The 15,713-nt window shown below is 59.8% G+C and carries 9 protein-coding genes and 1 pseudogene; 3 read left to right on the top strand and 7 right to left on the bottom strand.

The genetic code is table 11. The features are described 5' to 3' along the window. Positions 1-9: 9 nt before the first annotated feature. The 4 genes and pseudogenes from AO068_RS16665 to AO068_RS16650 form a co-directional block, all read right to left on the bottom strand. Complete coding sequence (locus AO068_RS16665; protein WP_058408928.1) at positions 10-2,730, bottom strand: nitrate reductase; 2,721 nt, start codon at positions 2,728-2,730, stop codon at positions 10-12. Positions 2,731-2,750: 20 nt separating this feature from the next. Then, positions 2,751-3,956, bottom strand: a pseudogene (locus AO068_RS16660) (NAD(P)/FAD-dependent oxidoreductase); the annotation flags it as partial. 277 nt (positions 3,957-4,233) lie between these two features. Further along, a complete protein-coding gene (locus tag AO068_RS16655) occupies positions 4,234-5,895 on the bottom strand; it encodes a bifunctional protein-serine/threonine kinase/phosphatase (protein WP_058408916.1) in 1,662 nt (553 codons plus the stop codon). Positions 5,896-5,902: 7 nt separating this feature from the next. Continuing rightward, positions 5,903-7,114 (bottom strand): nitrate/nitrite transporter, encoded by a 1,212-nt coding sequence (locus AO068_RS16650; protein ID WP_002553050.1) that lies wholly within the window; start codon positions 7,112-7,114, stop codon positions 5,903-5,905. Positions 7,115-8,011: 897 nt separating this feature from the next. Here AO068_RS16650 and AO068_RS16645 point away from each other — a divergent pair. After that, positions 8,012-9,259: a glycoside hydrolase family 68 protein gene (locus tag AO068_RS16645; RefSeq protein WP_003433034.1), complete on the top strand. Its 1,248-nt coding sequence runs from the start codon at positions 8,012-8,014 to the stop codon at positions 9,257-9,259. Between the two features lie 59 nt (positions 9,260-9,318). On the opposite strand, the gene AO068_RS16640 is transcribed toward AO068_RS16645, so the two are convergent. After that, positions 9,319-9,894, bottom strand: a complete 576-nt coding sequence (locus tag AO068_RS16640) for an ANTAR domain-containing response regulator (protein ID WP_044308275.1) — start codon at positions 9,892-9,894, stop codon at positions 9,319-9,321. Between the two features lie 14 nt (positions 9,895-9,908). After that, the gene (locus AO068_RS16635) at positions 9,909-11,120 is read right to left on the bottom strand and encodes a CmpA/NrtA family ABC transporter substrate-binding protein (protein WP_058408915.1); all 1,212 of its coding nucleotides are present in this window, start codon (positions 11,118-11,120) and stop codon (positions 9,909-9,911) included. Between the two features lie 251 nt (positions 11,121-11,371). Here AO068_RS16635 and AO068_RS16630 point away from each other — a divergent pair, with 251 nt between their 5' ends. Further along, on the top strand, positions 11,372-12,403 hold the full coding sequence (locus tag AO068_RS16630; protein WP_004659287.1) for a quinone-dependent dihydroorotate dehydrogenase: 1,032 nt from the start codon (positions 11,372-11,374) through the stop codon (positions 12,401-12,403). Positions 12,404-12,541: 138 nt separating this feature from the next. On the opposite strand, the gene rmf is transcribed toward AO068_RS16630, so the two are convergent. After that, a complete protein-coding gene (gene rmf / locus AO068_RS27120) occupies positions 12,542-12,757 on the bottom strand; it encodes a ribosome modulation factor (RefSeq protein ID WP_002553055.1) in 216 nt (71 codons plus the stop codon). A 588-nt stretch (positions 12,758-13,345) separates the two neighbouring features. Here rmf and rlmKL point away from each other — a divergent pair. Then, on the top strand, positions 13,346-15,598 hold the full coding sequence (rlmKL, locus tag AO068_RS16625; protein WP_058408914.1) for a bifunctional 23S rRNA (guanine(2069)-N(7))-methyltransferase RlmK/23S rRNA (guanine(2445)-N(2))-methyltransferase RlmL: 2,253 nt from the start codon (positions 13,346-13,348) through the stop codon (positions 15,596-15,598). The last annotated feature ends 115 nt before the right edge of the window (positions 15,599-15,713 follow it).

Here is a 15,713-nt window from a genome sequence, read left to right as displayed (position 1 = left end):
CTGCACTCCTCATTGGGTAACGGCCACGGTGTTGATCAGTCTTTTTATTTCAGGCACGCAGGAGCCGCATTGGGTCCCGCAGCCCAATTGTGTCTTGAGTTGATTCAGGTCCAGGCCGCGCCCGATTCCGTCCATTACTGCGCTCTGGCTGACGTTCATGCAGTTGCACAAGGTCTTGTCACGGGGCTGCGTCGAGTCTTTGCCAGGTTCGCTACTGAGCGGGGCAAGCAGCCAGCGCCGTAGCGAAGCATCAATGCGCTCTTCCAGCCATAGCGCCTGCAGCCAGTGTCGGGCAAGTGTTTCACCGGCCAGGCGGATGGCGGTAATGCGGCCGTTGTCGATACGCACCCGCTTGCCAATTGAGCGCTTGGGGTCGTCATAAGCCATAACCGGCCCTTCATCGAGGCCCAGTATCTGGTCAATGTGCTGCAGCAGCATCGTATCAGGCGCTTCGGCGCTGGCGGCGCGTATGACCAATGCAGGCCGCTCGCGTCCGGCAAGGCCCATGCTCAGGTAAGTAAACACGTCGCACAGAGGGCGCAGCCTTTCCATCTGCTGCTGCACATTGCCCTCGATCAGGGCGAAAAACTGCCAGGGCAGATAAGCTTTTTCGATTCTGACCCCGGAATGCTTGAGTTCCGGTTGTTTCGAGACCGGGTCGAAGGCTGGCTGAGTCAGCGTGTTTACGCCGCCCTTGAGAAACCGGTCGCCCCAGTGCATCGGCAAGAAGGCCTGACCGCAGGCAATACTGTCATCGCCGCCGACGGGCAACAGCAGCTCGCCGCGTCGGCTGATCAGCTTGACCAGATCGCCAGGTTGCAGGTCATGACGCTGCATGTCTTGAGGGTTGAGGCTCAACAGCGCTTCGCTGACATGCCCGAACAGCCGCGCAGCCGTACCGGTGCGGCTCATGCCATGCCATTGATCGCGCAGCCTGCCGGTGTTGAGTGTCAGTGGGTAGTCAGCATCGCGCAGCTCTTTGGAGGCGATATAAGGCTCGGATAAAAACTGCGCACGGCCCGAGTCGGTGGGGAAAATACCATCGGTATACAGCCGCGGCGTGCCCACGCTAGCACCGCGAGGGAAGGGCCATTGCTGTGGGCCATGGAGGTCGATGAGCTCGCGGTCGATCCCGGACATGTCCAGATCCCGCCCGACCGTCAGGCCTTTGAATTCATCGAACAAGGCCTTGGGTGTGTGGAAATCGAACAGCGCAGGTGCATCGGGTTGCAGGCGCTTTTGCAGGCGCTGGGCGAAGTCCACAGTAATTGCCCAGTCGGAGCGCGCTTCGCCGGGGGGCGCAACGGCTTTGCGGACATTGGAAATGCGCCGCTCCGAGTTGGTCACCGTGCCTTCTTTCTCGCCCCAGCTGGCGGCAGGCAGCAACAGGTCGGCATAGCGCGCTGTTTCGGTGGTCTTGAAGGCCTCCTGAAGCACCACGAACGGGCAGGTTTCCAGCGCCTGTCGGATTCTGTTCTGATCGGGCAGTGATTGTGCCGGGTTGGTACAGGCAATCCACAATGCCTTGATCGTACCGTTCTGCAGTTGCTCGAACAGTTCGATGGCGGACAAACCGGGCTTGGCGGGCAGGCTGTCGACGCCCCAGTAGTGCGCAACCTGCGCACGGTGTTCGGGATTGGCTGCGTCGCGATGGCCGGGCAGCAGGTTGGACAGGCTGCCGGTTTCACGTCCGCCCATGGCGTTGGGTTGGCCGGTGAGCGAAAAGGGGCCTGCACCGGGTCGGCCGATCTGCCCGGTGGCCAGGTGCAGGTTGATCAGTGCGCTGTTTTTTGCGCTGCCTGCAGTGGATTGATTCAGGCCCATACACCACAGCGACAGAAAGCCCGGGGCTTCACCCACCCAGCGGGCGCAGGTGTGTAGCTGTTCCTGGGTAATGCCGCAGAGGGTTGCTACGTGTTCAGGCGGGTAATCTCGTACCAGCGCTGACAGCGCCTCATAGCCCTGTGTGTGTGCGGCAATGAACTCGGGGTCAACCAGGCTTTCGCTGATCAGCACATTGAGGATGCCGTGAAACAGCGCAACGTCGGTACCAGGCTGAATCGCCAGGTGCAGGTCCGCCAGTTCGCAGGTATCAGTGCGTCGTGGGTCGATGACGATGAGTTTCATCTGCGGGCGACGGCTTTTCGCTTCTTCCAGGCGACGAAACAGAATCGGGTGCGCGTAGGCCATGTTGCTGCCGACGATCATCACGCAATCGCTCAGTTCGATATCTTCATAGCTGCAAGGCGGTGCGTCGGCGCCCAGGCTGCGCTTGTAGCCTGCCACGGCCGAAGACATGCATAGCCGTGAATTGCTGTCGATATTGTTGGTGCCGACCAGTGCGCGGGCCAGCTTGTTGAACGCGTAGTAGTCCTCGGTCAGCAACTGGCCGGAAATATAGAATGCGACGCTGTCGGGGCCGTGCTCGCGGATGCTCTCGGCGAAGACGTTGGCCGCGTGCTCCAGCGCAGTGTCCCAATCGGTGACGCTGCGTGCCAGGTCTTTGCTCAGGCGTAGTTCCGGGTACAGTGCGCGCGCGTCGATGTCCCCGGTCAGGTGCAGACTTGAACCTTTGCTGCACAACTTGCCGAAGTTGGCCGGGTGCTTCGGGTCACCGCTGACGCCGAGGATATTCTGGCCGTCATGCTCGATCAGCACGCCGCAGCCAACGCCGCAATAGCAGCAGGTGGAGGCGGTTACCCGAGTGGTCTGAATGGCGAGGCTGGTCATGCGCGGGCGGCCTCTGGCGCGGCGGGCTTGCCGAATATCAAGTGATTGCGTATGGCATCGATGCCCTGGCCATCACGGATCTGCTGCAAGTACCAGCTACCGTCCGCAGTGTCGCCATAAAGACAGGCGCCGACCAGTACGTCGTTCTTGATCACCAGTTTCTTGTAGACGCCGCCGATGGGGTCCGAGAGGGTGATGCTTTCAGTGCCTTCGGCACCGAGAAAGTCTCCGGCGGAAAACAGGTCGATGCCGGTAACTTTCAGCTTGGTCGAGGTCACTGACCCCGGATAACGTGCAAAGCCCAGCTGAGCCAGGTGATTGGCACACACCCGGGCCTGTTCGAACAGCGGCGCCACCAGCCCGTAAGCGATGCCGCGATGGCTGACGCATTCGCCAATCGCATAGATGCGCGGGTCGTAGGTCTGCAAAGTATCGTTGACCAGAATGCCTCGGTTGCAGGGCAGGCCAGCCTGTTCGGCCAATTCGGTGTTGGGACGTATGCCTGCAGCCATGACCACCAGATCGGTGTCGATCACCTCGCCGCTTTTGAATTGCACCGCGCGTACGCGGCCCAGATCATCGCTAAGCAAGGCTTCGGTCTGTTCGTTGAGGCGAAAACCCAGGCCGCGCTTTTCCAGTGCTGCTTGCAGCATCAGCCCGCTGGTTTTGTCCAGTTGGCGCTCCAGCAGTGTCTGGCCGTTGTGAATCACAGTGACCTGCATGCCGCGCAGGCTCAAGCCGTTGGCAGCTTCGAGCCCGAGCAGGCCGCCGCCGATGACCACTGCACGTTTGTGCGTGACGGCGGTATCGATCATTTGGCGGGTGTGGCCGATGTCGCGGTAGCCGATGACGCCTTCCAGCGTGTTGCCGGGAACCGGCAGAATAAAAGGTCGCGAGCCGGTGGCGATCAGCAGGCGATCGTAAGAGGCCTGGGTGCCGTCATCGGCGATTACCACGCGTTTGATTCGGTCAATCTTCACCACGCGACGGTTCAGCAACAACTGGATACCGTTGCTTTCGTACCAGGCCAGATCGTTGAGCACGATGTCTTCGAAATTCTGTTCGCCTGCCAGCACCGGGGACAGCATGATGCGGTTGTAGTTGGGGTGTGGCTCGGCACCGAAGACCGTGATGTCATACAGGTCTTCGCTCAGTTTCAGCAACTCTTCGAGTGTGCGCACGCCGGCCATGCCGTTGCCTACCATCACCAGTTTGAGTTTTTTCATCTTGCCTCCGAGTCACTGCAGCGCGTGCTCGACACGTTTCGCGCAAACAAAAAAAGGCGTCCCGCCAGTTGCCTGACGGGGACGCCTTTGTCCGGTCCCGTTCTATCGGGAGGCGCAGCCCTCATCGTTGAGGGCTACGCGTTATGAATGATCTGCACAAGACCATGCAGCGCCTGTGCCAACTCGCATTTACCTGCGTAAAGGGGGTTACGGTCGATGCCTCAGGTTATTTCTGCACTGCGTTGAGGCGTGTTGCACAGAAGCAGGGCGGTCCGCTTCAGTGATGGCTCATGAGCCAGATCACCAGCAGAAGATTGAGCAGCATCGAGAACAGTGCCAGCGTTCGCCAGACTTTGAGCGGTTCGCGTTCCAGCAATGGGCGCGGTTTTGCTACCACCGGGCGATGCTCGGCCTGCTCCATTTCCAGTAACCACTGCTCGGCGGTTTCGTAACGCTGGTACGGGTCGGCTTGCAGTGCCTTGTCCAGACTCTGGCTCAGCCATTGCGGCAGATCCGGTCGATAACGGCTGGCGGCGATCGGCGTGCCGAAGCGGCGATGCTGAAAGGCTTCGATCTCGCCATACGGGTAGTGGCCTGTCAGCAGGTAATACAGCGTGACGCCTGCCGCATAGAGGTCTTGCTGCGGATGCGGCTCAGCGCCGTTGAAGGCTTCCGGAGCGATGTAGCTCGGGGTGCCGGGCAAGTCGTCAGGGTTGCCGGTTGACAGTCCCGGGCAGTAAGCCAGACCGAGATCCAGCAGGCGCAGTTCGCCATCATCTGCCAGCAGCAGGTTTTCCGGTTTGATATCGCGATGAATGATGTTGCGTCGATGCAGCAGGCCCGCAGCGCGTAACAGTCGGGTCGCGAGGTCCTGCCATTGAGCCAGCGGCAGCGGCCCGTTGCGTGTGAAGACCTCGGCCAGTGTATTTCCGCAATACTCGCGCATCACGTAATACAGGTGCTGACGGTCTGCCAACGGATGGACCTCGGGAAAGAAGCGCCCGGCAACCCGGCGCAAAAACCACTCTTCAAGCAATAACCCCTGGCCAGCACCCGATTCGTCATGTCGGCTGGCGGGCAGGGTTTTCAGCAGCCACGGTTGGCCGTGGGTATCGGTCACCCGATAAAGGATGGACTGGCGCGACTGCGCCGCGATATTGCCAACCGTCCAGCCTTCGAAAATCTGGCCCGCCTTGAGCGCGGGTGGCCGTGGCCATTGCTGCAATTGCAGCAGCGTATCACCCAGGTCGTCCTCGCCGAGGCTGTCGACCTGAATCAGCAGGGCGCTGGCATTGTCCTGGCTGCCCGCCAGATGCGCCGCGCTGACCAGCGTTTTCACCGCCGAATCGAGGTCGTCCTGCTCGGTCAGAATCGAGCGGATGCTGGCATCGCCAAGGGTTGCCCAGATACCGTCGCTGACCAGCAACAGCCGCTCACCTTCACACAGCTCTCCGTCCAGATAGTCCATGACCACGTATTGGTCCAGGCCCAGCGCGCGCTTGAGCACATGCTGCATGTCGGCCTGTTCCCAGACGTGGTCTTCACTGATGCGCTTTAGCGTACCGGCCTGCCAGCGATAAGCCCGGCAGTCACCGACGTGGGCCAGGGTGAAGCGTCGTCCGCGCAGCACCAGAGCACTGAGGGTGGTCAGTAAACCGTTGGCCAGCAGCCAGCGATTCTGCGCCAGCAGCAGGCGGTCGAGAGACTGGGCCACGCCCCAGGTTTCCGGCGTGGCGTAATAGTCGAGTGCCAGCGCCTGTAGCGTGGACTGCGCAGCCAGTGCGCCATCGGCACACTGGCTGACGCCGTCGGCCAGGGCGAACAGATAGCCCTTGCTGGCGGCCAGTGCCGGGGCCGGAGTGACCAGGCGCAGAGCATCCTGGTTTTCCGCGCGCGGACCGCTGGCGCTGAATTGAGCGAACTGCAATTGCAGCGTCATCGGCGGTTCAGACTCGCGCCGCAGTCACGGCCGCCGAACCCCAGGTGGTTCTCCAGCGACGTTTAACGTTCAGCAAACCGAACCAGGCCAGCACCGCCAGACCTGCGAACAGCCACAGGCCCAACTGGTAATCGCCAGTGTTCTGTTTGATAGTGCCCAGACCGGCTGCCAGCAGGAAGCCACCGATGCCGCCTGCCATGCCGATCAGGCCGGTCATGACCCCGATTTCCTTGCGGAAACGCTGCGGAACCAGCTGAAAGACCGCGCCGTTACCGGCACCCAGGCCCAGCATCGCGGCAACGAACAGGGCCAGTGCTGCCCACGAACTTGGCAGGTTGAAACCCACCGCCGCGATACCGATGGCCGCAACGGCGTACATCACGGTCAACGTGCGAATCCCGCCAAAGCGGTCAGCCAGCGCGCCACCGAGCGGGCGCATCAGGCTGCCGCCGAAGACACAGGCAGCGGTGTAGTAACCGGCAGTAATCGGGCTCAAGCCATATTGGTCGTTGAAATAGCCGGGCAGGGCGCTGGCCAGGCCGATGAAGCCGCCGAACGTCACGCTGTAGAAAAACATGAACCACCAGCTGTCACGATCACCCAGCGCCTTGAGATAGTCCGCCATGGATTTGGGCTTGCTGCGCTCCGGGGCGTTGCGCGCCATAAGGGTGAAAGCGATCAGGGTCAGAACCAGCGGTATCAGCGCCAGACCGAACACGTTGCCCCAACCGAAACTGGCGGCCAGTACCGGCGCGATCAATGCTGCCAGCACGGTGCCCGAGTTGCCCGCGCCGGCAATGCCCATCGCCTTGCCTTGGTGCTGCGGTGGATACCATTGCGACGCCAGAGGCAGCGCGACGGCGAATGACGCGCCCGCCATACCCAGAAACAGCCCCAGCAGCAGTACCTGACCGTAGGTGTGAATGCCCAGTTGCCAGGCTGCCAGCAGTGCGCCTATGACAATCACCTGACCGATGATGCCGGCGGTCTTGGGCGACAGCTGGTCCGCCAGCAGACCCATGAAAAAGCGCAGCACGGCACCCGCCAGAATCGGTGTGGCGACCATCAGGCCGCGTTGCTGAGTGGTCAGGTGCAGGTCAGTGGCAATCTGCACGGCCAGCGGGCCGAGCAGATACCAGACCATGAAACTCAGGTCGAAATAGAGAAACGCCGCAAACAGGGTCGGTTTATGGCCTGCCTTCCAGAAGCTTGTATCCATGTGCACACCTCATCATCTGCTAGTTAGTCAGTCGGGCCATGACCGCGACACGGGGTATTCCAGACGCTGTGGTGGAGTGTTCCGAATGACGGCGACTCCACCGGCCCCGTACCCGGGACCAAAACGCAAAAAACGTCGCCTCTCTGTCCACGTGAGCGGAAAGAGATGAGCGACGTCTTTGTCGTAAAAGGTGATAGCCGCCGTTGGCTACCGTGCGATTGCTAAAGCAAGAGATGGGCCAATGGCGTTGCAAGCGGTTAGCTGCAAGCTGCGTGCGGGTTTGGGTGATTTCCAGGAAGTAGGCGAGGGCCGGTCAGTGACCTTGAAGCGGGCGCTCGTCAGCAAAGCGCCGTAAAACAGGGCGCGCCGCGAGCGACAGCCTGCAGCCTGACAGGACGAGATCAAGCGTGGTTACTGAAGAGTTTATTAAAGTTCAATGGCGTTATTGTTATTTCATGTGCCACTAGTTTTGATATTAGGTACTGTCACTGTGATGCTGTTTTGATGTGCTTGTATGACGGTGTTAATAGCGATGATCAATAAGTGTTAATATTTATTAATTTTCTGTTTATTGAAGTTGTACGATAACGCCGGTCTCAATATTTAATTTACATTGCCCGGTATCTCTGACAGCATTCATTGCACCGTGATTAACACGGCTCATTCATCAGGACATGAATTTACTCTTCACTATGGCAATCTGTAATTGCAAATTGCCTGTCAATTTCGATAAATGTTTACTTTTGAAAAAAGTAATCGGCTACTCGCTCTTTTTCCGGTTTTCAGTTGCCCCAGGGCTTGAAACACCGATCCCGGGTACCTCCCGGCACTACAGCCCGCAGACCGGGCTGTCTTCCTCTTCGCGCTTCATTGTAGGCGCCAATAAAGGACATCATCATGAGTAACATCAATTACGCACCTACCATCTGGTCCCGTGCCGATGCGTTGAAGGTCAATGAAAATGATCCGACCACCACGCAGCCATTGGTAAAAGCGGACTTTCCGGTCATGAGTGATAAGGTCTTCATCTGGGACACCATGCCGTTGCGAGAGCTTGACGGCACGGTGGTCTCAGTCAACGGCTGGTCGGTTATCGTCACACTGACGGCTGATCGCCACCCCGACGACCCGCAGTATCTCGGCGCCAACGGCCGCTACGACATCAAGCGCGACTGGGAAGATCGTCACGGGCGGGCGCGCATGTGCTACTGGTATTCGCGCACCGGCAAGAACTGGATCTTCGGTGGCCGGGTCATGGCCGAAGGCGTGTCGCCCACCACCCGTGAGTGGGCGGGCACACCGGTATTATTGAATGACAAGGGTGATATCGATCTTTACTACACCTGCGTGACACCGGGGGCGACCATTGCCAAAGTGCGCGGCCGTATTGTGACGTCCGATCAGGGCGTGGAGTTGAAAGACTTTACCCAGGTCAAAAAACTGTTCGAGGCCGACGGCACTTATTATCAAACCGAAGCGCAGAACTCGACGTGGAACTTCCGCGACCCGAGTCCGTTTATTGATCCCAATGATGGCAAGTTGTATATGGTCTTTGAAGGTAATGTGGCCGGCGAACGCGGTACGCATACCGTTGGCGCTGCAGAACTTGGCCCGGTGCCACCCGGCCATGAAGAAGTGGGGGGTGCGCGTTTTCAAGTGGGCTGTATCGGCCTGGCAGTTGCGAAAGATCTCAGCGGAGAAGAGTGGGAAATACTACCGCCACTGGTGACTGCGGTGGGCGTCAATGACCAGACTGAACGTCCGCATTATGTCTTTCAGGACGGCAAGTATTATTTATTCACCATTAGTCACAAGTTTACGTATGCCGACGGTGTGACCGGGCCGGACGGCGTTTACGGTTTTGTGGGCGAGCATTTGTTCGGGCCTTACCGGCCGATGAACGCTTCCGGACTGGTGCTGGGCAATCCGCCTGCACAGCCATTCCAGACGTACTCCCACTGTGTGATGCCCAACGGCTTGGTGACTTCGTTCATCGACAGCGTGCCCACCAGCGGCGATGACTACCGTATCGGCGGCACCGAGGCGCCGACGGTCAGAATCCTGTTGAAGGGCGACCGCTCGTTCGTGCAGGAAGAGTATGACTACGGCTACGTCCCGGCGATGAAGGATGTGCAGTTGAGCTGACAGGCTGCGCCCCTGTAAACGCTGAAGAACGCCTGTGCGAGCAGGCGTTCTTCGCTCGTTTACCCCAGTAGCTCGCTCATCGCGATAATTTGCTCGGCCACCTGAATCAGCTTTTGCTGGCGACTCATCGCTTGGCGCCGCATCAGGGTGTACGCCTCTTCCTCGTTGCAATCCTTCATTTTCATCAGCAGCCCCTTGGCCAGTTCGATGCGCTTGCGCTCGGCCAGTTGCTGATCGCGGGCATGCAATTGCGCACGCAGCGCCTGATCGCTTTCAAAGCGGGCCATTGCCACATCCAGAATCGGTTGCAGCCGTTGGGCCTGAATACCCTCGACGATATAAGCGCTGACCCCGGACTTGATGGCCTGGCGCATCACGCCCGGATCGTGCTCGTCGGTGAACATCACGATGGGTCGCGGCTGGTCACGGCTGACCAGCACCACTTGTTCCATTACATCGCGTCCTGGCGATTCGGTGTCGATCAGGATGACGTCCGGGCGCACCGCTTCAACGCGAGCGGGCAAGTCGATGATCAGGCCGGATTCGTCGATCACGTCGAAACCGGCCTCTATCAAGGCTGACTTGAGGCGACCGACCTTTTTGGCGGTGTCATTGATAAGCAGGATACGCAGCATGGTCACGTTCTCCGTCAACGACTGGCCACAGCGGGCGCGTTGTCGGCCAGCGAGTGGAGCTTGAAGCTACGTGCGTAGCCTGCGGGATCGCTGCCGTCCCAGACCTTGCCATCGATCAACTGACTGCTGCGCAGGGTTGCTGCGGGTGAGTCGATGCCCAGCGCATCGGCTGCCTGGCGATACAGGTCCAGTTGCTGGACGCGGCTGGCGACGGCCAGGTAGTCCGGGTCTTCACGCAACAGGCCCCAGCGCCGGAACTGAGTCATGAACCACATGCCGTCGGACAGCCACGGATAATTGACCTGCCCCTGATCATGGAAACTGACTGCATGCGGGTCCTGCCAGTGATTGCCGAGGCCGTCGCTGTAGTGGCCAAGCAGGCGTGGCTCGATGCAGTCCGGCGAGGTATCCAGATAATCCGCACCGCTGAGCAGCTGTGCGGTGCTGCGCCGGTTATGATCGCTTTGCTCGATGAAACGGCTGGCTTCCAGGACGGCCATGATCAGTGCTCTGGCCGTGTTGGGGTTCTGTTCGACAAACTCGCGGGTACAGCCCAGCACCTTGCCCGGGTGATCCGGCCAGATCGACTGGCTGGTCGCCATCGTGAAGCCCAGTTGCTGCTGAACGGCGCTGGCACCCCAGGGTTCGCCGACGCAGAAACCGTCGATGCGCCCAGCCTGCAGGTGTTGCGCCATTTGCGTGGGGGGCACCACGACACTGTTCACATCATCGAGCGGGTGAATGCCCTGGCTGGCGAGCCAGTAGTAGAGCCACATGGCATGGTTGCCGGTGGGGAAGGTCTGCGCGAAGGTCAGCCTTGAGCCGCTTTGGTGCGCACGTTTGTCCAGTGCCTCAGGAGTGATCACGCCAGCCTCCTGCAATTCGCGGGACAGGTTGATGCACTGGCCGTTCTGATTGAGCCCCATGAGGATCGCCATGTCGGTCGCCGGACCACCGCTGATGCCCATTTCCACCGCATAGATCAGGCCGTACAGGCTGTGTGCCGCCTGCAACTGCCCGCTGACCAGCCTGTCGCGCAGCCCGGCCCAGGAGGTCTGACGCTCGAGGTTCAGGCTCAGGCCGTAAGGCTGGGCGAAACCCTGAGTGGCCGCGACCACCAGCGGGGCGCAGTCGGTCAATGCCATGAAGCCCACGTCCAGGCTGTTCATTTCCGGGGCGTCGCTACCGGCCACCCAGTCCAGCGCATTACCGGTTCGTTCGTTCATCGCGCGTGCTTCATCAAAGGTCCGTCCAGAAAAAAGGCGTCGTCCGACCCATTGCAATGCAAGTGTCGAAGCGACGCCGTTGTCCATGCACCGCTCCGCCGTTGGAGCGAGTGCCGATAGCGGTTTCAAGCAAGGCATATGCCATCGCCGGGGAGAGGCGAGCAACAAGTTTGTCGCGCGCCTCGCCTGACAGGCCTGCACACGTCTATAATCGCCACCCTGAATTCAGCTGCTCACGAGCCCATCCCGCCATGTATAACCTGGCCCGCCAGTTACTGTTCAAACTTTCCCCGGAAACCTCTCATGACCTGTCGCTGGACCTGATCGGTGCAGGCGGACGGCTGGGCCTCAATGGCCTGCTGAGCAAGTCCCCGGCGAAGTTGCCGGTCAGTGTGATGGGCCTTGAATTTCCCAACCCTGTGGGGCTGGCAGCAGGTCTGGACAAAAACGGTGCAGCCATCGATGGCTTTGCGCAACTGGGCTTCGGCTTTGTCGAGATCGGTACTGTGACGCCACGTCCACAGCCGGGCAACCCCAAGCCGCGCATTTTCCGCCTGCCGCACGCCGAGGCGATCATCAATCGCATGGGCTTCAACAATCTGGGTGTCGACAACCTGGTGTCCCGGGTCCAGGCGGCAAAGTATCGCGGCATTCTGGGCATCAATATCGGCAAGAACTTCGACACGCCGGTCGAGCGTGCGGTCGACGATTACCTGATCTGCCTGGACAAGGTCTATGCCCATGCCAGCTACGTCACCGTCAACGTCAGTTCGCCCAATACGCCGGGGCTGCGCAGCCTGCAGTTCGGTGACTCGCTCAAGCAACTGCTCCAGGCCCTGAGCCTGCGCCAGCAGGAACTGACGCAACGGCACGGCAGGCGCGTGCCACTGGCGATCAAGATTGCCCCAGACATGAGCGATGAAGAAACCGTGCTGGTGGCCTCTGCACTGATAGAGTCGGGTATGGATGCAGTGATTGCCACCAACACCACGCTCAGCCGCCAGGGTGTGGAAGGGCTGCCGCATGGCGATGAAGCGGGTGGTCTGTCGGGTGCGCCGGTGCGGGAAAAAAGCACGCACATCGTCAAGGTGCTGGCCGGTGAGCTGGCGGGTCGCCTGCCGATCATTGCCGCTGGTGGAATCACTGAAGGCCGGCATGCTGCCGAGAAGATAGCCGCAGGTGCCAGTCTGGTGCAGATCTATTCCGGTTTCATCTACAAGGGCCCTGCGCTGATTCGCGAATCGGTGGACGCCATTGCGGCAATGCCACCGGCCGTACGCTGAATCGAAGGCAAAAAAAGGGGCTCCTCGAGAGAGCCCCTGGGCGTTGGCCCGCCGCCCGGGTCGGGCGTGCATGGTACAGGTGTGAATCAGTCAATCATGTGGGTGGCCCGACAGAGGCCTGAAAGTCTTTTAATCGCCTCATCCGACCGCGTGAAGTTCGTTGAGTCTGTGGATGCCCGCAGTGCCGGTCATACCGTCCCAGTTGTCGCCGCGTCCTTCGCGCCAGCCATTGATCCATGCCTGGCGTACTGACGGTAGAGTAAAAGGGCAAAGCTCACGGGATTTACCATGAACGCCGTATTGATATCCGCGTAAAAATGCTCTTTCCAACGGATCACGCTTAAGTCTTCTCATAGGGTAATGCCCTCGTCTGTTGACTGTAATATCCCTGAGACCCCGTGATGAGGTCGGGCAGAATCTTCTGCCGTTGGGGCCCGCTGCCGGCGTCGCGGGCCTTGATGTCATAACCGTTGCGGAGATGACCTGAGACGATTTCTAACCAAAGCGCAGGGCGGTGTGAATGATCGTTTTGTCATAAGCACGTCACATTCAGGTCTGTCGAGCAATAAGCGATGATCTGTTTCCACCATGATTTTTTCTGCGGCCCCTTGAACATGGGCGTTTGCAGGCTAATTGAAATCGCTTATCAGGCTCATATACTGGCTCAATGCCTTGGCTGTTTAAGCGACGAAGGGTCATGATCGGCGCTGCACAAATGTGACTTTTCAAAACACGACTTTTGATTGCGCGCCTTATTGCCGACATCGGCTTACCTGATATCTGTTCTAATACGCGCCATAACTGCCGCAATGACATGACAGGATCATGCGGTGGACCGGCACACATCACGTGCCACGCAGGCGTTCTCCACGAAAGACGCCTGTTCAAATCTGGCAGGGCAATGCGTTGCCCGCCGCTGACGGCTCAGGCCCTGGAATACACATGTCGGATCGCTACGAACTTTTCCTTACTTGCCCCAAAGGCCTCGAAGGACTGCTTGCCGAGGAAGCTACGGCACTGGGTCTGCAAGAGACCCGCGAGCACACGTCGGCCATTCGCGGCTCGGCCGACATGGAGACCGCCTACCGGCTTTGCCTCTGGTCGCGACTGGCCAACCGCGTGTTACTGGTGCTCAAGCGCTTCCCGATGAAGGATGCCGAAGACCTCTACCACGGCGTACTGGATGTCGAGTGGCATGATCATCTCGAGTCCGATGGCACCATCGCAGTGGAGTTCAGTGGCCACGGGTCAGGCATCGATAACACCCACTTCGGTGCATTGAAGGTCAAGGATGCGATCGTCGACAAACTGCGTACACCCGATGGCGAGCGTCCGTCGGTGGACAAGATCAACCCCGACCTGCGCGTGCACCTGCGCCTGGATCGCGGCGAAGCCATTCTGTCCCTCGACCTGTCCGGGCATAGCCTGCACCAGCGCGGTTACCGTCTGCAGCAGGGCGCTGCACCGCTGAAGGAAAACCTCGCCGCCGCTATCCTGATTCGTGCTGGCTGGCCGCGCATCGCTGCCGAGGGCGGCGCGCTGGCTGACCCGATGTGCGGTGTCGGTACATTCCTGGTCGAGGCCGGCATGATCGCCGCCGACATCGCCCCGAACATCAAGCGTGAACGCTGGGGCTTCTCGGCCTGGCTGGGCCACGTCCCGGCGCTGTGGCGCAAGCTGCACGACGAAGCGCTGGCCCGCGCAGAAGCCGGGTTGGCCGAAACACCTTCGTGGATTCGCGGTTACGAGGCCGATCCGCGACTGATCCAGCCTGGACGCAACAACATCGAACGTGCAGGTCTGAGCGACTGGATCAAGGTCTATCAAGGCGAAGTTGCGACCTTCGAGCCGCGTCCCGACCAGAACCAGAAAGGTCTGGTGATCTGCAACCCTCCATACGGCGAGCGTCTGGGTGATGAAGCCAGCCTGCTGTATCTCTACCAGAATCTGGGCGAGCGCCTGCGTCAGGCCTGCCTTAACTGGGAAGCTGCGGTGTTCACCGGCGCGCCTGACCTGGGCAAGCGCATGGGCATTCGCAGCCACAAACAGTATTCGTTCTGGAACGGTGCCTTGCCGTGCAAACTGCTGCTGATCAAGGTCACGCCTGATCAGTTCGTGACGGGCGAGCGTCGCACACCCGAGCAGCGTCAGATCGAGCGCGAGAACCCTGTCGAAGTTGAAGTCGTTGAAAGAAAGCTCAACAAGAACGGCAACCCGATCAAGCCGGAACCGGTGGTGGTCGAACAGGCGCGCCTGAGCGAAGGCGGGCAGATGTTTGCCAATCGCCTGCAAAAGAACCTCAAGCTGATGGGCAAATGGGTGCGCCGCGAAGGTATCGATTGCTACCGCGTGTATGACGCCGACATGCCTGAATATTCGCTGGCGATCGACCTGTATCACGACTGGGTTCACGTTCAGGAATACGCAGCGCCCAAGTCCATCGATCCGGAAAAGGCTTCGGCCCGGCTGTTCGATGCGCTGGCGGCGATTCCGCAGGCGTTGAACATCGACAAGAACCGTGTGGTGATCAAACGTCGCGAGCGTCAGAGCGGCACCAAACAATACGAGCGTCAAAGCGCGCAGGGCCAGTTTCTGGAAGTCAGTGAAGGCGGCGTCAAGCTGCTGGTCAATCTGACCGACTACCTCGATACCGGGCTGTTTCTCGACCATCGTCCGATGCGCATGCGTATTCAGCGCGAGGCGGCCGGCAAGCGCTTCCTGAACCTGTTTGCCTACACCGCGACTGCCAGCGTACATGCTGCCAAAGGCGGTGCGCGCAGCACCACCAGCGTCGACTTGTCGCGGACTTACCTGGACTGGGCGCGGCGCAATCTGTCGTTGAACGGTTTCTCCGACAAGAATCGTCTGGAGCAGGGCGACGTGATGGCCTGGCTGCAGGCCAATCGCGACGAATACGACCTGATCTTCATCGATCCGCCGACGTTCTCCAACTCCAAGCGCATGGAAGGCATTTTTGATGTGCAGCGTGATCAGGTCGAGCTGATCGATCTGGCCATGGCGCGTCTGGCTCCGGGTGGCGTGCTGTACTTCTCCAACAACTTCCGCAAGTTCGTGCTCGATGAAAATCTGAGCCAGCGCTATGCGGTGGAGGATATTACCGCGCAAACCATCGACCAGGATTTTGCCCGCAACGGCAAGATTCACCGCGCCTGGAAAATCATGGCGCGTGCCTGACACGGTGTGTGATGAGCTTGCCTGTAACAGTTTTGTACAGGTTTGCTCATCGCTCGCTATGAAAATTACTGGCGAATAGCTATAACAGAAGTCATAGCCAGCTTGGCGTTTCAGC

The sequence above is a fragment of the Pseudomonas sp. ICMP 3272 genome (assembly GCF_001466905.1).
GTDB lineage: Bacteria > Pseudomonadota > Gammaproteobacteria > Pseudomonadales > Pseudomonadaceae > Aquipseudomonas > Aquipseudomonas amygdali.
The sequence above is the reverse complement of the archived record's forward strand: the minus strand, read 5'-3'. Positions and strand labels throughout refer to the sequence as shown.